We start from the raw sequence: 19230 nt of genomic DNA on the forward strand, positions 1-19230 counted from the left end.
AGTCTTGGGCCTGATCAAGGGCCTCGTCCAGGGCGTCGAGGGTGAAGGGACCGCCCAAGAGTTCGGCGAACGGCAGGTCCGCCCCAGACCCCGCCAAGAAGTCAACGGCCCGCTGCAAAGCCCAGGGACCGTAGTTGTGAACACCCTTGACAGTGACGAGCCCGCGGACCAGGTCCTGCGGATCGACCAGTAGTCCCGCACCCGGCGCGACCGACCCGGCCAGCACACAAACTCCGCCCACCGCCAAACCAGCCAGGCAGGCTGCCACCGATTTGGCCGATCCAGCTAGCTCGACCGTGGCGCGGTAGTCACCCTCGGCCATGGAGTTGGCCGGCCGGGGTAAGCGCCAGCCAACTCCAAGGCCGGGCAGACGTTCTGGTGAAGCCACCAGATCGGCGCCTAATTCGGCGGCCATTTGCCGACGTCGCCGGTCTGGGTCAACCGTGGTGACCAAGGCGCCGAGGTCACTGAGCATGGCCGTTACCCCCAGACCCAGCATCCCCGCGCCGCTGACCAGCACTTTCTCGCCTACAACGGTGCAGCTAGCGGCCTCGAGTGATTCAACGCAAGCCGCCGCCGTAGCGAAGGCGCAGGCTGCGGGTGCGGCAACGGCATCGGGCAAGGTGGCCGGTACCGCCACCACCGCGGTGCCCGCCCGGATCAAGGCGTGCGTGGCAAAGCCGCCGCCCACGCCGACCGGCCAAGACTCGTGGCCAAATTTGCTCAGCCGGCGGCATTTCTGACTCAGCCCACCGACGCAGCGGTCGCATCTTCCGCAGGCGCCAGTGACCGACCAGACAATCCGCTCCCCTGGCTCGATGGCCGTACCATCCACCTTGACCGCCCCCGGACCGGCCGCCAGCACTCGGCCTACCTGTTCGTGGCCGAGCACGGCCGGTGTCACCTGGGGCCGCCGCCCCGATAGAGTATGCAGGTCAGAGCCGCAGATTGTGGCTGCCAGGATCTCAACCAGGACCTCGCCGGAGCCTGGGTGGCCAAGCTCTAGGGGCATGGCCACATGCCCCTTGCCCACGCCCTGCCACACCATGGAGTAGGCGCCAGGCAGGGGGTAGGGCTCGGGCTGGTACTGGGGCTCGGAGTCGCGGCGGGAAGGAGTATGCGGAAGCTCGGTCTCGCGGGAACGGGGGTGGTCAGGGGGGTGGTTGGCGGAAGTATGCGGAAGCTCGGTCTCGCGGGAAAGGGGATTGGCCGATGCCGGTGCGGCGGTCGGGGTCATCGCAGCGCCTTTCTCGGTCTCGCGGCAAAGGAGCTGGTCAATGGGTTGGTCAGGGGGGTGGTTGGCGGAAGTATGCGAAAGCTCGGTCTCGCGGGAAAGGGGATTGGCCGATGCCGGTGCGGCGGTCTGGGTCATTGCAGGGCCTTTCGCAGCCAGATTGTCAGGCCCTCCAGGGCCAAGACCACGACCACCACCATGCCCACGATCAGCGTGACCTGGCCGTAACGGGCGCCCTGTGAGGCGGTTAGCAGGTAGTAGCCAATGCCGCCACCACCGACCACACCCAAGATGGTGGCCGAGCGGATGTTGGTGTCAAGCAAGTAAAAGACATGTCCAATGACGGCCCGGCGGGCGGCCGGCAGAGTGGCGCCGGTGTAGCGCTGAAGGCGGGTAGCGCCGGTGGCTTTGAGGGCGGTTTCGGGACCGGGTGGGTTTTCCTCGATTGAATCGGCGATCAATTTGCCTAGCAGGCCAACCCCGCAGATCCCAAGAGCCATCACCCCGGCCGGGGCGCCCAGGCCGGTCACGACGATCAGCACAATCGCCACCACCAGTTCGGGGATGGCCCGGATGAAGACCAGCAGGCCCCGGCAGACCGAGCGAATAGTCCGGTTTGGGGCGACGTTGCGGGCAGCCAGCGACCCCAACACAACAGAACCCAATAGTGAGATGACAACGGCCGCCAGGGCAATACCGAGGGTCGTCATCAAGGCTTGGCTGAAGCGGCCAAGGCCATAGGAGCCGGTGTTGGGCGGCCAAAAGGAAGCCGCCACGCCCGGAACATAACCCCAAAAGCTGAACAGGTCGCGCCAAGAAATGTGGCAAACCCAGATCGAGGCCCCAACCAACGCCGCGAAGCCGCCAACCCAGAGGCCGGGTGGCCGGCGGCGGCGAGCCTTTGACCCGGCGGCGGCTCCGCTCAGGCCTTGCAGGCGTTTGCGAGCGGCCGAGCTGACGAACTCCATTACGGCGCATAACAGCAAGATGACCAGGGCAATCCCTAGACCAAGGGAGTAGTCGAGCACGGCGAAAGCATTGCGCATTGCCAGGCCCAGGCCGGCCACACCGGCGTAGCCCAGGATGACCGAACCTCTGAGGTTGATATCGGCCCGGTGGAGCACCGTTGCCACCCAGGAGGGGAAGACTTGCGGCAATATGCCTGAGGTGAATTCTTGAACCTTGGAGCCTCCGGTAGCCCTGATGGCCAAGCGGGGTCCTGGATCAGATTGTTCAATGGCGTCGGCGAATAGCCGGGAGATCATGCCAACCGAATGCAGCCCAAAGGCCAAAATGCCTGGCAGCGCCCCCAAGGAGAACATCAGCACAAACACCATGGCCATGACCACATCCGGTATGGCTCGCGACAGCACGCCGATGAACCGGCCGGTGGCTCGGACAAAGGCGTTGGGCGCGGTGGGCCCGGCCGAGGCCCAGGCCACAGGCACCGACAAGACGGCCGCCAGTAGCGTGCCTAGAATCACGGTGCCCAGGGTTAAAGCCGTCAACGAGACCAATTCGCCTAGCGGCGGGAACCTTAGTGGACCAACCCGGGCGGCAAAGCGCCGCAGGTTGAACCAGGCGTCCGTCAGGGTGCCGGCCTGGCCCAGGTTGACCCAAACCGCCCAGAGCCCCAGACCCAACAACCCCGCCAGTGTCAAACCGGCCAAGCGGGTGCCAAGCGGCTTGGGCGAGGCCGCGCGACCGCGGTTGGAAACGCCTGGCCCAACCAGACCCGGGCCGCCAGCGGACGGCGGCCCAGCGGCTTGGCCTTGAGGCAGCGCGGCGGATGTCATGCGGCTAGATCCTTGGTCAGGTCGGCGCCGCCAGCGGACGGCGGCCCAGCGGCTTGGCCTTGAGGCAGCACGGCCGATGTCATGCGGCTAGATCCTTGGCCAGGCCGGCCCCGCTAGGAGGTGGGCCGGCCTGGCCGTGGGGCAACGCGGCGGATGTCATCCCGTAAGCTCCGTCAGGCTGGTATCGAGGAGCTCGGGCGAATCCGGTACCGGTCGCTGGTACAGCGGTAGCACTTGGTCAGCTGTGACAGTGGCGGCGGGGGCATCTAGCACCACCTCGCCTTGGCGCAGGCCAATCAACCTGTCTGCCCAAGACAGCGCCAGGTCGACCTGATGCAGCGAACACAGCACGGTTAGGGCGTCACGGGTGGCGATTTGCCGCACCAAGGTCATAACCTCGTTGGAGGTTTCCGGGTCAAGCGAGGCCACCGGCTCGTCCGCCAGCAGGATTGAGGGTTCCTGCATCAAGGCCCGGGCGATGGCCACACGCTGTTTCTGGCCACCAGACAACGTCTCCGAGCGCCGGTGGGCCATCTCAGCCAGTCCAACCCGATCGAGCTGCTCCATGGCCCTAGACCGCATCGCCTTGGGGTAGCTCCAAGCCCCCAGCCGCGGGCCGCGCACCGAAGACAGAGCCCCAGTCAGCACATTCTCCAGGGCGGTCAGTGGCCCAACCAGCTCAAATCCCTGGAAAATGAAGCCAATCTGCGAGCGGACCCGCCTCAGGTCACGTCCGTTTAGGTCGGCAATGTCAAGTCCATGGATCGTGATTGTGCCTTCGGTGGGCTGCTCCAGTCGGTTGACGTGGCGCAACAGCGTCGACTTGCCGGAACCCGACGGTCCCAGCATGACCGCGAATTGACCCGGCGGCACCGACAGGCAAATGTTGTGTAGGGCCCAGGTGCCGGCGTAACACCGGCTGACACCTTCGAAGCGGACGGCTGAGATCAGGCCTTGCACTGCTCCGCGCCGGTCTCTTGGCAAATGTCGCGGATCAGGTCGTAAGCCGAATCGTCGACCGGTTTGAGAGCGGCGAAGACCGACCGGAAGGCCTCAGAATCGGCATTTTCGATGCCCTGGGCGATCAGGTCATCGATTGTCACCTCGGTCAAGGCGTCTTTCAGGGCCTGGATCACCGAATCCGGCAGAGTGTCAGAAAACACCATCGGGGCGCCCGGCACATGAGTCCGGCTGACTACCGTGACGGCACTTGACTTGGCCACCTCAGAATCCTCGGCAAATCCGGCGTCACACTCTTTGCCCTCGGCAGTCTTTGCGACCGAAACGTCATGTTTGCCCGCAAACACTGGCGTGACATCTTGTTCGGGATCGATGCCTAGCTGGAGCAGCTCGTAGCTTGGAAACAGATAGCCGGAGGTGGAAGACGGGTCAACGAAACAAACCCGCTGGCCTTTGAAGTCAGCCAAAGTGGCGATGGAGGAACCGTTGGGCACAATCGCCTCGGCATAGTAGCCCGGCTCGGCCCCTGGTTCGGTCACAATCGAGGAGACTGGTGTGATGGCAGCGCCTCGGTTTTTGGCGATGACATAGGTGAAGCCTGAAAAGGAGGCCACATCGATTTTGCCGGCTACCGCAGCTTCGATCAGCGCGGCGTAGTCGGTCGATTCGCGGTATTCGACCTTTTTGCCCGTCTGGGCGGCGACGTAGTCCATCAATGGTTGGTAGTTGGTCTCGGTGTCGACCGAGTCAGGCACCACGCCAAAGACCAGCGTGTTGGCGTCTTTGGCGAAGCCGGCGCTCTGGTCGCCTTCGGAGCTGTTGGCGGTATCGCTGCAGCCGCTGAGCGCGCCGCCGGCCAAAGCCAAGGCGACTAGTCCAGCCAAGATGGCGGCCAGGCGGAGGGTTTTGCTTTTCGTCATAATTGTCATTCCCTTTACATCGGTTTAGTTGCAGCCCGCGCCAACCAGTGGCGCGGTCATATCCACAACATTGGGTAGGTCAGTTACCGAAGGCAGCACATGATGGGCGCCGGCTCCGGCCAGTTCGAATTCGTTGTGCGTGCCGGTCAGCACCCCCACCACAGTGCCGGCTCCCGCTGCCAGGCCGGAGGCGACATCGGCCATAGTGTCTCCAACCACCATCAGCCGCTCTACGGCACTGCCGCCCAGCCGCATCAACGCGGCCAGGGGCATATCCGGGTAGGGGCGGCCGCGCCCGGCGTCCGATGGCGAAAGCACCAGGTCAGCCAGGTCACTCCAGCCCACCGCCTGCAACAGTAGGTCGCGCGTCTTGGGCGAAAAGCCGGTAGTGAGGGCGACTTTGATGCCGTTGGTTCGCAGGGCCCGGATGGCCTGTTCGGCGCCAGGGATCGGCTTGGCCAGGCCCTTTTCTAGTAGCTCGGCGTAGGCCTCTTCGAAAGCTTGGTTGGCCTGCCGGGCTAGGTGCATGTCGCCGTCACACAGCATGGTGAAGACGCTGATCTTGGACTGGCCCATGGTCTTGACCACTAGCTCGACCATGGCCGCGTAGCGCGGGTCAGCCGGGCCAATGCCAACCTCGCTCATGGCCAGCCTGAAGGCTTCGAGGACCAGGCCCTCGTCGCTGATGGTGGTGCCGGCTAGATCCAGCACGGCAATCTCTGGGTTGACTGATCGCATAGTTCCTCAGTTCATCTCGTTGGTTGCGGCCAGGCCCATTGAGGCCAGGGCCTGGCCAATCGCCTGGGCCGCTTGGCGCATCGTGTGGGCTGTGACCCGACCAATGCAGCCAACGCGGAAAGTCTCTTCTTCGGTCAGCTTGCCCGGGTAGAGGATGAAGCCGCGGCGGCGGACCAGGTCGTAGAAGCGGGAGAAGGACCAGCCGTTGCCTCTTGGGGCGTAGTAGGTGTGAATGATGGGCGCCTGGACGGACTGGGGTAGGTAGGGCAACAGGTTGAGCTGCGCGGCGGCCTCAGTCAAGGCTGTCGAATTGGCCTGGTAGCGGGCCAGACGAGCCGCCCGGCCGCCCTCTTGGCGGTGATGGTCAAGCGCCACCGCCAGTGCGGCGACTACGTGAGTTGGCGGGGTGTAGCGCCATTGGCCGCTGAGCTCCATGTATTCGTACTGGTCAACCAGGTCGAGCGAAAGCGAATCGCAGCGGCCCTGGGCCTCGGTCAGAACCTCGGGGTGGCTCAGCACAAAACCAACTCCGGGCAGACCCTCTAAGCATTTGCCGCTGGCCGCCACGACCGCATCAATCGCCGGATGGTCAGCCATGACCTCAAGGGCACCAAAGGTACTCATGGCGTCGACAATCAGCTTGCCGCCGGCTCCATGGACGGCCTCTGCGGTGGTCCGAAGTGGGTTGAGCAAGCCGGTCGAGGTCTCGCAGTGGATCAAGCCAACATGAGTGAAGCCGCGTCTGACCCGCAGTACCCGGGCCAGGCGCTCGGGATCGATGGGGCGGTTCCAGCGCTCCTCAACCACATGGACCCTCAAGCCGGCCTGTTGGGCCAGGCGGGCCATGCGCTCGCCGTAGGCGCCGTTGACGCCCACCACCAGGCCACCGTTGGCCGGCACGAAAGTTCGCACGGCGGCCTCGACGCTGAAGGTGCCCGAACCCTGCATCGGCACGCAGGCCAGACCGGTAGGTACACCGCCAGCCTCAAGCAAACCGGCACGGACCCTGGCCGTTAGGGCGACGAAGTCCCGGTCCCATGATCCCCAGTCGACGCCAGCGGCCGCCCGTACCTCTGGCGCGGTGGTCAGGGGGCCTGGTGTCAACAACACTCGTTGGGTGTGGTCACAACCGTCGATCAGTCCCAGGTCCTCCAGCTCTGGGGTGACAGAGAAGGTGTGAGGCGCGATGGCTGATGCAGTCTGTGTCATGCGGGGCTCCTGTGGGCTGGGCTCTTTGTGCTCGCCACAATGAAAGACCGCCAGGGTAAACACGAGTTGAACTAAGCGTGACGATTGGTCGAACTCTTGGACAATCTTTGGGGTCACATCTCTGACCAGGCCATATGAGGCAATGTGAGGCACTTGTCTCATTGGCCAGGCGCATGGCACCGGTTTTGGGGTTGCCTTGCCAGTTGTGGGGCCACCTGTTTTGCCACGAGCATGGGACCACCTGTTTTGCCACGAGCATGGGACCACCTGTTTTGCCAGTTATTGGACCACCGCGGCGTTGCGCCCGCAGACGCCCCACAGCCCGCGCCAACAGTCGGTTTGCGGCCTCATGCCTGCCTTGCCCGCTGGCCGAAGCAGCCGCGCGTCCCCACCCATCGACCCGCCTTCCACGTGGGGCAACAAATGCCATGCCGTTGCGTATACGCAATCTGACACGTAGGATGGGTTCTATGGTTGGGATAACGAGCGAGATGGTGCGGCAGGTGCGCGTCGCGCGCGGGTTGACGATGGCCGGTTTGGCTGATCTGGCGAGCGTGCCAACATCGACGATCAGCCGCATTGAGTCGGGAAAGACCGAGCCAACAGTGGCCATGCTGTCGCGTATCGCTCGGGCTGCGGGGTTCACCTATAAGCCGACGCTAACAGAGGCGGGCAGCGATCAGCCCTTCGCAGACGCGGTCGCTCGCCTGGCCGAAGCCGACGTGGGCGAACGCGTGCGGCTGCTTGGCCGGTTCCCGATCGTGGCTTCGACCGCCCCTGTGGCACGCCGGACAGGTACGCGCCGGGTGGCTGTGCCTGGTGGCCTTGTCGCAGCTGTAGAGCTGCTGCAAGCCCAGGGCCAACATCCGGTTGTGTCGGGTGTTGAAGCAGTCGCCGCGAGCATTGACCTGATCCGATCGTTCGTCCCGCTTGTCTACGTGGATGATCCAGTACGGGTCGAAAGGTTCGCCCCTGGGGATCGGGACGCCTTCCAGGTGATGTTGCTTTTGCCGACGACCGAAAACGTGCGCCGTTGGACCCGCAACGACACGGCGACTGCGATGGTGGTTCGCGAGTGGGGGTGGCTGGACGCGATGGCATCTCCTGGCCGTCAAGGTGATATCGCCCGCGAGGAATTCGCCTCGGACCCGATGGTGCAGGCATGACCGGTGGCCCGCCGCGGTCCGGGGTCAGGATCTCGGCCCCGCGCGAACGGTTGAATGATTGGACCGAATCGACATGATCGGTTGAATGATTGGACCGAATCGACCTGATCGGTTGAATGACTGGGCCGAATCGACCTGATCGGTTGGATGACTGGGCCGAATCGACCTGAACAGCTCAATCATGGCCCCTGAGCGTTTCCCCAGGTCGGCAAATCACAGCGTGATCGAGGTGTTCATGTCGATCCGCCAGCGTCATCGAGGCGTTCATGTCGATCCGCCAGCGTCATCGAGGCGTTCATGTCGATCCGCCAGCGGCGCCCAAGGAGTGACGAGAATCCTTGGGTCGTGAAAGTGTTGGGCCTGATCGAATGCTTCGTCTAGGGCGTCCAAGGAGGGGCCGTCCAATAGCTCGCCGAATGGCTTCGTTATGCGCCGGGCGAACCCGTCCAAGTCGACTTCGCGAGCGCGGCTAGAATGGACCCATGGACTCGGCGACAAAGGTGAAAACAACCGGGAAGGCGCCTCAAAGGGCTGCTCCGGCTGCACCTGCTCCCGGCGACCGCCAGGAAGCGTTGGCAGAAATGGCGGCTGCTGGCAACTACCCTTCGACCGACGACTTCGTAGAGACTCGTTGAGGCGAATTGCGCTTTTGGACGCATGCGTCCTGGTCCCCTGGCATCTGTGTGACCTGCTGCTTTGGCTTGCCCAATACGAGTTGTTTGAGCCGCGCTGGTCTCACCGAATCCTCAATGAGATCAGGCGCGCAATGGTCACCAAGCTCGGCCGCACCAAAGACGAGACCGACAGGCTGCTGGTCGCAACCCGATGACTTACACTTGTGCCATGGCACCCGAACTGCTGGCCCTGGTCGAAAAGGGACGACTTTTGGCGCCCGACGACCGCTACGAGCTTGCCCACCAGATGCTCATCAGCGTCGATGGACCGGCAGGTGACCAGGCGAGCATGGACGCCGCGTGGGAAGCAGAGTATCGCAGCCGCATCGACGACATTGAGAGTGGCAATGTCCCGCTCGTTGACGGGCAAGAGACGATGAGGATAGCCAGACAGCGAATAGCGGCCCGCCGGACGAGCAACACCGCGTGAGGCGACGCACCTGGAGCGAGCATCCGCAGGCACGCGAAGAACTGCTCGCCGCAGCTGACAGACTCCCACCCGGCCTTGCTGAGCAGCTCATCAGACATTCTAAGAGCGCCGTTGAGGACATCTTGAGTGGGCCCGCAAGTTGGCCACCGGTTCCCTACTGGAATGGCACTCTGATTCTGCGATGGCGCACAGTCAGACCGTTCCGCATCCATGTGGTCTACTACCTCGCCGGGGACGAGGTTCGGGTAATCGCATACGCCCATGAAGCACGTGAGCCGGGGTACTGGCTGCATCGAGCGGTCGAGTAGCACCGGCACTACCGGTGGCGGCGACAGCCGCGACTTAGCACCAAAACAGGGCGACCAGTGGCGACTTAGCACCAAAACAGGACGACCAGCTCGCCGCGAGTTTTCGCGACATCGGCCAAATCCAAAGCCAGCCGCAGCTCCCTTTCAGGTGCCAGCGATGTGATACCGCTTTTCGCCCACGGCAATTTCGACGAACAGTTGCCCTCCAAGAGCTTCGGCGTATTTGCGCAGCGTCTCCAGGCGCGAATGGTCGGCACCGCCAGATTCGATTTGCGACACGCGATTCTGCCCCACGTTCATCACTCGCGCCATTTCTGCCTGAGTCAATCCAGCCTGGGCGCGCAGCTCCTTCAGTTGCCAAGCCCGCTGACGTTCGCGCAAACTAGCGACCGAGGCGGCAAGCGCATCAGCATCCACCGGTCGGACCTGGTCCAGGTCGGCGAGTGTTCTTGTCATCCTCTCTTTCCACCTTTCTTCCTGCTCTGCTTCATGATGCGCCGGTCTCAGAGGTCGTCAGAAATGGGGATCGCCTTGCGGTACCAGCTTGCCCACTGACCTGACTTGTCACCCCCATGCAGCATGATTGCCTGGCGCGTCGCGTCAAAGGCGAACAGGATACGGACTTCGCTGCGCCCGGACGATCCAGGACGCAGTTCTTTCATGTTCTTGTGCCGCGAAGCACTGACCGTGTCGACCAGCGGACGCCCCAGACCCGGTCCCTCGTCAGCAAGTACCTGGAAAGCGGCACGCACCTGGAGGTACGTGTCATCGTCAAGTGAGAGCAGCCAGTCCTCAATTAGTTCCCAGTCAATCTCCCAAGGCACGAAACTAGTATATCATGATGTACTGATAGCCGTTGCCCGTTCACCCGCGCCGCGGGGAGGGCGCCGGTCCCAGCTGGCAACCGCCGCGGCATCTGTGTGACCTGCTGTTTTGGCTTGCCCAATACGAGTTGTTTGAGCCGCGCTGCAGCGGGCATTCCCTGGGGCAGTCGTCAGGGGCTTCGAGCCGCTCGAGGCCGATCTGGTCTGCCAACCCAAGGACCGACACGTGCCGGCGGCCGCCATCAAGACGAACGCATCAATGCTGGTCACCACGAACGTCCGCGATTCTCCACCCGAGGACCTGCCCAAGGGGATCGAGGCGAACGGTTGAATGACTGTGCCAGTTCGACATGATCGGTTGAATGACTGGGCCGAATCGACCTGATCGGTTGAATGATTGGGCCGGATCGACCTGAACAGCTCAATCATGGCCCCTGAGCGTTTCTCCAGGTCGGCAAATCACAGCGTGATCGAGGTGTTCATATCGATTGGCCGTCGTCATCGAGGTGTTCATATCGATCCGCCATCGTCATCGAGGTGTTCATATCGATTGGCCGTCGTCATCGAGGTGTTCATGTCGATCCGCCAGCGGCGCCTAAGGTAGTGATGAGAATCCTTTGGTCGTGAAAGTGTTGGGCCTGATCGAACGCTTCGTCTAGGGCGCCCAAGGAGGGGCCGTCCAATAGCTCGCCGAATGGCCGGTCCGCCCCAGGGCCCGCCAAATAGTCAACGGCCTGCGCCTGTCAGTGGGCAAAGGGTAGGGCTCGGACATGCGGACGGTGGGTTTGTGCGAAAGCTCGGTCTCGCGGTGTTGGTGCTGGTCAGGGGGTATCCGGTGGGTTTGTGCGAAAGCTCGGTCTTGCGGTGTTGGTGCTGGTCAGGGGGTATCCGGTGGGTTTGTGCGGAAGCTCGGTCTCGCGGTGTTGGTACCGGTCAGGGGGGTATCCGGTGGGTTTGTGCGAAAGCTCGGTCTCGCGGGAAGGGGGTTTGGCCGATGCCGGTGCCTCAGCCAGCTCGTCGCGGCGCTCAGTCGCCCGCACCAATGACCGGTGCGTCGCCTCCTGTCTGCTTTGTCCGCTGGCCAGGCTTTTTTCCGGCGAGAGTCAGCCCAGTCTCAAGGTTGGCCCAAACGTCAGGTCCGCTCCTCGCCCCGCCAAACAGCAGCTCGGCTGGCGGACTGGGCGCGTTGAAAACCCAGTTCCGTTTGAAGACGAATGTCCGACTGTCCAAGCTGGCAATTACCCCGCGTTTCAGCAGATCGTCTCTTCTGCGCTCGATCTTGTGGCCCGTGGCCTCGCCTTCAACGCTTGACAGCAGCCCCCGTTGGCCCACCGAGCCGGCGAAGACAATGAACTCGCCATCGGGCGTTGGCGCGCCGAGCCCCCGGACCCTTGACTGGCCGACCTGATAAATGCTCTCTCCCAGCGAAACTGGATCCCACATCCAAATCGTTGATATGGGTGCGCCAATGATCCTGTCGTCAAGGGGTTCGTTGATCATGCCAGTGTGGAGCACCACCCCACAGATAAACTTGGCCCCAAGCTGATCGCGCAACCACATTAGGTGCTTTGCGTCACCCGACCTGGCCAAACCGCCGGCCTTGACCTCTATTCCCACCACACCACCGTTGGGAAACTCCAGAATCAGGTCCACCTCGCGGTCTCCGTTACCATCGCGCAGGTGGTACATGCGTGGCGGTCTTGGAATGGTGGCCAGTTCCGCCCTGATTTGGGCGGCGACGAAGGTCTCGAGCAGCTGCCCAACCAGTTTGCCGTCTCTCATGAAGTCGCCAAGGCTCAGGCCCAAAATCGCCGGCATCAGACTCGAGTCGCGCAGGAAACGCTTGGGCATCTTGACTAGGCGTTTCAATCGATTCGCGGACCAAGCTGGCACATCACCTGTGACAAACAAACGCTCAAGCAGTTGGTCATAGCGCAGGGCGGTAGCTCGACTGATCTCGGCCGCCTCGTAGAGGGATGTATCCTTAGCGACCCGCCCACTGTAGTTGGCCATGACCTGGAGGTAGCGGTGAAACCTACCTGGTTCGGGAACCTGCCCGAGCCACCTCGCTTCTTGGCCCAGTAGCCCTTCAAGATACGAATCAGCAATCCATTTCGAACGAGTCTGCTCAGTCTTCGCCAGAACCGAGCGAGGCAGGCCCCCAACAATAGCCAGCCTTAGGTAGTCATCCAGGTCAAACTGGCCGAATCTGGCTCGGTCGGGTGGCGCCAGAAGTTTCACGTCTGCTTTTGCCAGGCGTTCAACGAACGGCTGGGACGATACATGACCTACTATCTCGCGCCCAACCATGGGCTCCATTGAAAGGCTTAGCACTCTGCCTGTGAACGGCCACTTGTCTTTCAACGAATCCGGCGAAACCGAACCGGCAAGCAGGAACCGACCGGTCCCACCCCAAAGGTCAACCTCACGTTTGACCGCCGCAGCCAGACCGGGCACCAGCTGCCACTCATCTAACAGAACCGGCTCACCAACCGCCCTCAGCGCCGCTTGCGGATCGGCCGTGAACACATCCCGGGCAGTGTCATCAGCCAGGTCAACCATGTCAAGGGCCAACCGCAGCGACGACCTTGTCTTTCCAACAGTCCGCGGACCAACAACCATGACGGCGGGGAATTCGGCCAAGAGGTCTTCTAGGCAGCCGTCAATCAACCTGGGAAAGTAGCAAGAGTTGGCGTCTCTTGTTGGTCTCCTCGCCATGCGGCAACCATACCAAACTACCTGCGAATTTACTATCTAGCAGCAGTTACATGTGCTATCTAGCAGCAGTTTCATAGGCGGTTTAGCAGCTCCGCTGTCTGCTATCTAGCAGCTCGTGGCCGCGCGGCGTCAGGAGTCGAGCTTGGAGTAGTCAGTCAAGACGTCCGGTAGCACCACCAGCTCACCGCGAGTTTTCGCGACATCGGACAAATCCAAAGTCAGCCGCAGCTCCTCTTCTGCCGTGCCCAACTCCCCCAAAACCCGGCCCATCGGGTCGATCACGCGCGTATGCCCGCAGCCCGAACCGCCGTCTTGGCCCGCCGCGGCCCGGGTCGAGTTGCAGGCCAACAGGAAGATTTGCGACTCGATTGCCCTGGCCTTGGTCAAGGTCAGCCAATGGTCCAGCCGGGCACCAGGCCAAGCCGCCGGCACCACTACCAGTTCAGCCCCGCGCAGGGCGATTTGATGCCACAGACCAGCGAAACGCAGGTCATAACAGGTGGTCAGGCTGATGCGGGCAAATGGCAGCGCGGTCACCGGCAGCGAGCGCCCCGGGGTCAGGATCTCGGCCTCGCGCGAACGGTGGGAAAACAAATGGACCTTGGAGTAGCGGTGTACCAGCTCGCCGCTAGGCCCAATCAGCACGGCGGTGTTGCGGATCTGACCTTGGGTGTCATGCTCCAGCAGCGAGCCGGCCGCCAAGTAGAAGCCACGGCGCCGGGCGAGTTGGCGACACATGGTCATAGTTGGCCCTTCGAGGCTCTCAGCCTCTTCCCGGTAGCGGTCGAAACCGAAATAGCCGGTTGGCCACAGTTCTGGTAGCACCACTAGGTCAGCCGGGGCCAGATTATCGAGCCAGGCTCTGACCCGCTCCAGGCGGGCGGACTTGGGTTCGCTGGCAGGGCTGGCCAATTGCAGCAGCGAAACTGTTAGGGATTGGGCTCGGTCGCTCTGGCCGGTTTGGCTCACGTAGCCAGCCTAGGGCTTGGCGCCTTAGCCCGATGCCGGCCCTCATCCTTGGGCCTATGCCAGGGCTCGACCTCGCGGGTGTTGGGGCTGCCAGGGCTCGGTGTCGCTGCCTCGGCGGTGGGGCGGGTCTACGCTGCCGACAAGGGGCGCACAGCCGGCAGATCCAGGGCGCGGGCTTGCCAAAGATCGTAGGCGGATTGCATTGCCAGCCAGGCGCGGGCTGTTCCTACCTCTGCCATGTCTAGCCGGAGCGCTAATGCAGGGCTGATCGCGGCGCGTCCGTTGGTGACACGACTAAGCGCGACGCGTGACACCAAGCCTTTTGGCGGCCTCAGTCACAGTAAGACCCAGTTCAACCAGCACGTCTTCCCGCAGAATGATGCCGGGATGCACCGGATCATGCATAGTCATAGCCTCTCCTAGTGGTAGTCCTGGTAGTCCACCAGTTCCACATCATTTGATGTTGTGAACCGGAATGTGATTCGCCAGTTGCCATTGACCCAAATAGACCAATGATCGCCAAGCCGGTCACCTTTCAGTTGGTGTATCCGAAAGGCTGGAAGCGACAAATCCTCTGGACCGGCAGCAACGTCAAGCGCCGTCAGGATGCGAGTCAACTTGGCCACGTGGTCCGCGCGAACGCCTCTTTTTGACCCTGTGGTGTACAACACCTCCAAGCCCTTGTGGCGAAAACCAACGATCACGCTTGAGTGTATCGCGTCACGTTACGCGATGCAAGCAACAGGCTCGGTGTCGCTGCGGGGTTGTTATGCCAGGGCTCGACCTCGCGGGTGCTGAGGGCTGGTCAGTCCAAGGGCTTGGCGCCTTCGGCCGATGCCGGCCCTCGCCCCAGGCTTATGCCAGGGCTCGACCTCGCGGCATTGGGGCGGGGTAGCCCGTTGCGGGAGTGACTAGAGCGTGGCGCTGGAGAAGCACTTAGAGCCGGCGCTGGGGGCCAACGAGCCGATCGAGCAGATGTAGTCGCCGGGCACAATCGAATTGTTGAGCATTGAATCGGTCACGATGATGGACGTAATGGTAACCATTGAAGGGTTGACCACATGGTAGGTCCACCAGATCTTGGTACCGGAAGCCAACACCGAACCCAGCGGTACCTGGGTGCCGTATTGCTCAATGTCCGCGGCGCTTGAATCGGAGCCTGCCGGCACATCCTTCCAGGCCTTCAGCGTGATCTGGATCGAGCCTGGGTCGTTGGTGGTCAATGTGATCGAATCAGACACCGTCAGGTCTTGGAATCCCAGCACCCTGGCCGTGACCTCGACCCTGACCACCTGACTAGGCAGGTAACCGGATGTGGAAAAAGTGGCGCTGGTGGCGCTGGGAACGGCTGTGCCATCGACGTACCACTGGTAGGTCACTGAGTTCGGTGTCTCGCTCCAGCTAGGTGTGGCCGTCAGGGTCGACCCAACGGTGGTGCCGCCGCCAATCGAAACCGAACCGGTGAAGGTCGGCAGGTAGGCGATTACCTGCTGAGCCGAGACACTGCCAGGCACCAAACCAAACTTGGTGGCGTAAACATCGCACTCGGCGATCTGTCCAGACGACCAGCCGGTGGTGTCTAGAGTCCAGCCGGTGGCTCCGGTCACAACGGAACCGCTGCGGAACCAGGTAACGGTCTGGGAGTCGGGCGTTTCATTCCACTCGACATCGCAACGCAGAATCACTCCAGGCTCGAACACCTGGATTGGCGATGTACTGTCAACCACAAGGTGGGCCGCGCCGTCCAAGTGGATCAGCAGCAGCTCAGTTGTGACATCGATGATGCCGTTGCTGTAGCCCGTCTTTGTACCCTCGACGACAACCTCAATTTCGTCGCCGCCCCACAGCCCGGTGGTGTCGAAGGTAGCGCCGCCGTTGGCCGCGCTGGCCTGCTTGGCTTGCACACCGTTGACGTACCAGGTGTAGACCTCATCCACGTCGATAGTGTTCCAGGAGGTGATGGCCGTCAGCGTGGTGCCAGGCAGCAATAGTCCGTCGAAGTAGACGTATCCGCTCAGGTCAAACAGCTGCAGGGTGATTTCGTCAGTCGCCAGACCGTCGTTGTAGTCCTCAAGCGTGGCGCGGGCCACGACCTTGATGACGTCGCCACCAATCAGACCGGTGGTGTCAAACGAGGCGCCGGTAACGTCATCGCGCAGCGCGCCGTTGACGTACCACTCATAGGTGACTGAATCGGGCGTCTCATACCAGGAATCAAGCGCCACCAATGTGTAGCCGGCCAAGAACGTGCCAATGATCTCGACCGAACCGTCTAGGTCAAGGAAACTCAGGTTGACAGCCGCACTCAGCACAGTGTTGTTGTAGCCAGGGACGGCCCCGGTGACCTCGACTGAGACCTCTTGACCACCATGCAAACCGGTCGTGTCAAAACTGTCAGTGGTCGCCTGGTCGACAGGCACGCCATCGACGTACCACTGATAGCTCACCACCAGATCATCGATGATCGGGTCCAGGGCCCAGAAGTCTTCCGCTAGGAGCACGTGGCCAGGCCGCAGGTCGCCAGTGATCGACAGCGAGCCGCCAATATCCGCCAGCGGCGGCGGCGGCGGGTCGCCCAGGTAGGCCACTGTAGAAACCGTGGCCGGGTTGTAGTCGGTCTTGGTGGCGCGGGCTTCTAGGCGCACCGAATCGGTTGAAAGCAGGCCGGTGGTGTCGAAATACGGGCCAATGTGGGATTCGGTCGGGGAGCTGCCAACGAACCAGTAGTAGGTCAGCGAATCGGGCTCAACATCCCAGCTTGACCCGGCGGTCAAAACTTGGCCCGGGATCAACTTGCCGGAGATGTAGACCGAACCGTGCAGGTCGTCCAGCACATGTGTGGGCGCGAACAGCTCTGCACTGGTCTCCGCCTCGGCGTCAACATAACCAGCCTTGGTGGCTTTGGCGACCAAGCGCACCACAGTTTGGTCAGACAGTCCGGTGGTGTCAAAGGTCTCGGCGCACAACTCTGGCTCAGCGGCGGCATCGATGTACCAGCAATACTCAACTGAATCGGGCGTCTCGTTCCACTCCGCACTACCGGTCAGCTCTTGTCCCACCTCATACAGGCCAACAATTGTGGCCGAGCCATACAGGCTGCCCGGCGCCACCGGCGGGTCGAATAGAGTCCTTTGGGTCTCGGCCGCGGCATCCAAGCTGCCCGTCTTTGAGGCCGTGGCCAGGACCTTGACAACGTCGCCAGGGTTGCGGCCAGAGGTATTGAAAGTGTTCGAAGGACCGGTTTGGACCACCTGGTCGTTGACCGTCCAGGTGTAGACCACCGAATCCGGCACGGCCGTCCAGTTGGCTACCGCCGTTAGGGTGTTGCCGGGCATGGCCAGGCCGGTAATGGCAACCGAGCCCTGGAAGCTGCGCGCGCCAAGCCGCGCGCCGGTCTCGGCCGCGGCAGCCTGGAAACCGGATTTGGTGCCGTCAGCGTGAACCCAGACCACGTCGCCAACTTGGAGTCCAGCCGTGGAGAAGTACAGCTGTCCATCGAAGGCGGATTTGCGCGTGCCGTTGACTGTCCAGTAGATACCGGAAGTGTTGACGCCGTCATAGTTCCAGGAGATCTCGGCGTGAAGGGTCTCATCGACAAACAGCAAACCTGAGATTTGGGCGCTGCCAATCAACCGTGGCGAGACAATCGGGATCATGGCGGTGGCAACGAAGTTAGGGAAGCCGGCTTTGGTGCCGGTGACTTCGACCCGGACAAAGTCACCGTTGACAAAGGGGTCGGTCACAAGGGCGGACAGCGTCTTGCCAGACTGGCCCAAAAGCTCGGTGCCGTTGAGGTACCACTTGTAGCTCAACGAGTCCGGCTCCATTGACCATGACGACTGGGCCGTTAGGACTTGGCCCGGCATGTTCAAACCTGAAATACCAGCGTTGCCGGTAAAGACATCAGCCATCCAGTCGTTGGCGTCGACCACCTTTGTGGTGGTCGAGGCTGATCTTGGCAGTGTGGTTAGGCCGCTGAGCGCCGTCACCGCCAGAGTTACCGTTGAGGTGCTCCCAACAGCGGCCCCAGGCGGGATTAGCACCAGTACCGTGATTTCGGTTGACTGCCCAGGTGCCAGGTCCGTGGCCGGTGGCTGGACCATAATGACTTCCCACCCCAAGGTGGCGCTGGGCGTGGCCGCAATTTGCGCTAGAGGGGCGTTGCCTGAGTTGACCACAACGAAGGTGTGTGCCGCCATGTCCCCGGCTCGCCCGGTGTTGGGGCTAGAGGCCAATACCGTCATCGGGTCAGGCATCTTGACGGTGGTAGTGGCGTCTACACTGGCGGTTTGCCCCGGTGCTAAGTCCGGCAGAGACCACTCGACAAACAGCGAGGCGTCAACGTTGCCAGCGGCTTGACCAGTGACAGTGTTGGGCAGGGCGTGGGCCGCGACCGCCGCTAGTCCGCCGGCCGGCGTGCCGCCGTAGTAGCCGGACCAAGGCGTCATGGCCGATCCAGTAAAGGCCAACGTACCGGCGTTGGCGTTGGTGGTGTTACCGGTAAAGAGCGTGTTCATGCCGACCAACACGTCGGTGTAGCCCTGGGGTGAACCGGCAAAGTTGGTGTCCCCGCCCCAGAAGAGCTTGTTGCCTCTCAAGGTGGTGGCACCAGTGTTGGTCACCGACCAACGTTGATTGGCCACGCCGGTGGTCACGTTCATGTCCATGAAGTGGGTAAACTGCAGCCCCTTGGTGCTGGACAGGTTCCAGGTCATTTGCGCGCCAGCCACACCAAAGAGGTTGGCGGCGGCAATTGTGCCGTTGCCTAGGGTGCCAACGGGCGAACCGCCCTTGCCGGGCGCGCCCGGGTCTAGCCCAGTGAAGTCGTTGCCGGTGGTGCCGCCCAGGTAGTAGGTGCCGTAGTTCCTTGAAGTGCCGGTTGAGGCCGGTGCGTCCGGCATGTACCACATGAAGCCGTTTTTCGAGCCGGGGTTGTTGCCGCCGTTCCAGACCTGGGTGTTCTGGTTGCCGTTTAGGTACTTGTTGGCCCAAGCCTGGTTGCCGCCAGAGTCAACTTCGGCATAGAACGTCGAGTTGGCGCCCAATGTTAGGCCAGTGGTCGCATGGGCGGGCAGAGCAAAAAGCCCGCTAGCTGCCAGCGTGGTCACCAGCAGGGCTACTAGCCGCCGCTTAGATACGCGTTTCAAATTCCCGTCCTCCTTGAGCCCAGGGGGGGTCCTGGCTCCACTTATTACAAGGGCGGCGTTGCGTTAATCATTCCCCCTAGATGGCTCGGCTGGCCCATTGCCCGATGCCGGCCCTCAACCAGGCAGCCAGGTCGCCT

15 protein-coding genes are annotated in these 19230 nt (G+C 62.4%); 2 read left to right on the forward strand and 13 right to left on the reverse strand.

The window, feature by feature from the left end; genetic code table 11:
- From FWD29_06760 to FWD29_06785, 6 genes are all read right to left on the reverse strand, one after another.
- Positions 1-1372, reverse strand: a 1372-nt coding sequence (locus FWD29_06760) for an alcohol dehydrogenase catalytic domain-containing protein (GenBank protein ID MCL2803634.1), incomplete at its 3' end; no start/stop codon positions are given.
- Entirely contained in the window at positions 1369-3030 is a 1662-nt protein-coding gene (locus tag FWD29_06765) for an ABC transporter permease subunit (protein MCL2803635.1), read from the reverse strand. The genes FWD29_06760 and FWD29_06765, both read right to left, overlap by 4 nt.
- Before the next feature lie 156 nt (positions 3031-3186).
- Positions 3187-3990, reverse strand: a complete 804-nt coding sequence (phnC, locus tag FWD29_06770) for a phosphonate ABC transporter ATP-binding protein (GenBank protein MCL2803636.1) — start codon at positions 3988-3990, stop codon at positions 3187-3189.
- Entirely contained in the window at positions 3978-4910 is a 933-nt protein-coding gene (locus tag FWD29_06775) for a phosphate/phosphite/phosphonate ABC transporter substrate-binding protein (protein MCL2803637.1), read from the reverse strand. Before FWD29_06775 ends, phnC begins: the two co-directional genes overlap by 13 nt.
- A gap of 24 nt (positions 4911-4934) precedes the next feature.
- Positions 4935-5648, reverse strand: a complete 714-nt coding sequence (locus FWD29_06780; protein ID MCL2803638.1) for an HAD-IA family hydrolase — start codon at positions 5646-5648, stop codon at positions 4935-4937.
- Between the two features lie 6 nt (positions 5649-5654).
- Positions 5655-6857 (reverse strand): 2-aminoethylphosphonate--pyruvate transaminase, encoded by a 1203-nt coding sequence (locus FWD29_06785; GenBank protein ID MCL2803639.1) that lies wholly within the window; start codon positions 6855-6857, stop codon positions 5655-5657.
- A 491-nt stretch (positions 6858-7348) separates the two neighbouring features.
- Between FWD29_06785 and FWD29_06790 the strand changes: the two genes are divergently transcribed.
- Both FWD29_06790 and FWD29_06795 read left to right on the forward strand, forming a co-directional pair.
- The gene (locus FWD29_06790; protein MCL2803640.1) at positions 7349-8023 is read left to right on the forward strand and encodes a helix-turn-helix domain-containing protein; all 675 of its coding nucleotides are present in this window, start codon (positions 7349-7351) and stop codon (positions 8021-8023) included.
- 843 nt (positions 8024-8866) lie between these two features.
- Complete coding sequence (locus FWD29_06795) at positions 8867-9127, forward strand: addiction module protein (GenBank protein MCL2803641.1); 261 nt, start codon at positions 8867-8869, stop codon at positions 9125-9127.
- A 452-nt stretch (positions 9128-9579) separates the two neighbouring features.
- On the opposite strand, the gene FWD29_06800 is transcribed toward FWD29_06795, so the two are convergent.
- The 7 genes from FWD29_06800 to FWD29_06830 all read right to left on the reverse strand — a co-directional run bounded on the left by FWD29_06800 (position 9580) and on the right by FWD29_06830 (position 19093).
- A complete protein-coding gene (locus FWD29_06800) occupies positions 9580-9891 on the reverse strand; it encodes a helix-turn-helix transcriptional regulator (GenBank protein ID MCL2803642.1) in 312 nt (103 codons plus the stop codon).
- A 47-nt stretch (positions 9892-9938) separates the two neighbouring features.
- Entirely contained in the window at positions 9939-10259 is a 321-nt protein-coding gene (locus FWD29_06805; GenBank protein ID MCL2803643.1) for a type II toxin-antitoxin system RelE/ParE family toxin, read from the reverse strand.
- Between the two features lie 1026 nt (positions 10260-11285).
- Positions 11286-12977: a DUF4143 domain-containing protein gene (locus tag FWD29_06810; GenBank protein MCL2803644.1), complete on the reverse strand. Its 1692-nt coding sequence runs from the start codon at positions 12975-12977 to the stop codon at positions 11286-11288.
- 129 nt (positions 12978-13106) lie between these two features.
- Positions 13107-13946, reverse strand: a complete 840-nt coding sequence (locus FWD29_06815) for a carbon-nitrogen family hydrolase (GenBank protein ID MCL2803645.1) — start codon at positions 13944-13946, stop codon at positions 13107-13109.
- 128 nt (positions 13947-14074) lie between these two features.
- On the reverse strand, positions 14075-14260 hold the full coding sequence (locus tag FWD29_06820) for a HigA family addiction module antitoxin (protein ID MCL2803646.1): 186 nt from the start codon (positions 14258-14260) through the stop codon (positions 14075-14077).
- 105 nt (positions 14261-14365) lie between these two features.
- Positions 14366-14617 carry a type II toxin-antitoxin system RelE/ParE family toxin gene (locus tag FWD29_06825; protein ID MCL2803647.1) on the reverse strand — a complete coding sequence of 84 codons (252 nt, stop codon included), beginning with the start codon at positions 14615-14617 and terminating at the stop codon, positions 14366-14368.
- Positions 14618-14857: 240 nt separating this feature from the next.
- Complete coding sequence (locus tag FWD29_06830; protein MCL2803648.1) at positions 14858-19093, reverse strand: hypothetical protein; 4236 nt, start codon at positions 19091-19093, stop codon at positions 14858-14860.
- Between the last annotated feature and the right edge of the window lie 137 nt (positions 19094-19230).

It is taken from the genome of Micrococcales bacterium, from assembly GCA_009784895.1.
Taxonomy (GTDB): Bacteria; Actinomycetota; Actinomycetes; order Actinomycetales; family WQXJ01; genus WQXJ01.

Excerpts from the sequence above, each read along its gene's own strand:
- FWD29_06800 (MCL2803642.1), bottom strand. The coding sequence starts at position 9,891 with ATGACAAGAACACTCGCCGACCTGGACCAGGTCCGACCGGTGGATGCT.
- FWD29_06795 (MCL2803641.1), top strand. The coding sequence starts at position 8,867 with ATGGCACCCGAACTGCTGGCCCTGGTCGAAAAGGGACGACTTTTGGCG.
- FWD29_06790 (MCL2803640.1), top strand. The coding sequence starts at position 7,349 with ATGGTGCGGCAGGTGCGCGTCGCGCGCGGGTTGACGATGGCCGGTTTG.
- FWD29_06785 (MCL2803639.1), bottom strand. The coding sequence starts at position 6,857 with ATGACACAGACTGCATCAGCCATCGCGCCTCACACCTTCTCTGTCACC.
- FWD29_06810 (MCL2803644.1), bottom strand. The coding sequence starts at position 12,977 with ATGGCGAGGAGACCAACAAGAGACGCCAACTCTTGCTACTTTCCCAGG.
- FWD29_06775 (MCL2803637.1), bottom strand. The coding sequence starts at position 4,910 with ATGACGAAAAGCAAAACCCTCCGCCTGGCCGCCATCTTGGCTGGACTA.
- FWD29_06765 (MCL2803635.1), bottom strand. The coding sequence starts at position 3,030 with ATGACATCCGCCGCGCTGCCTCAAGGCCAAGCCGCTGGGCCGCCGTCC.
- FWD29_06780 (MCL2803638.1), bottom strand. The coding sequence starts at position 5,648 with ATGCGATCAGTCAACCCAGAGATTGCCGTGCTGGATCTAGCCGGCACC.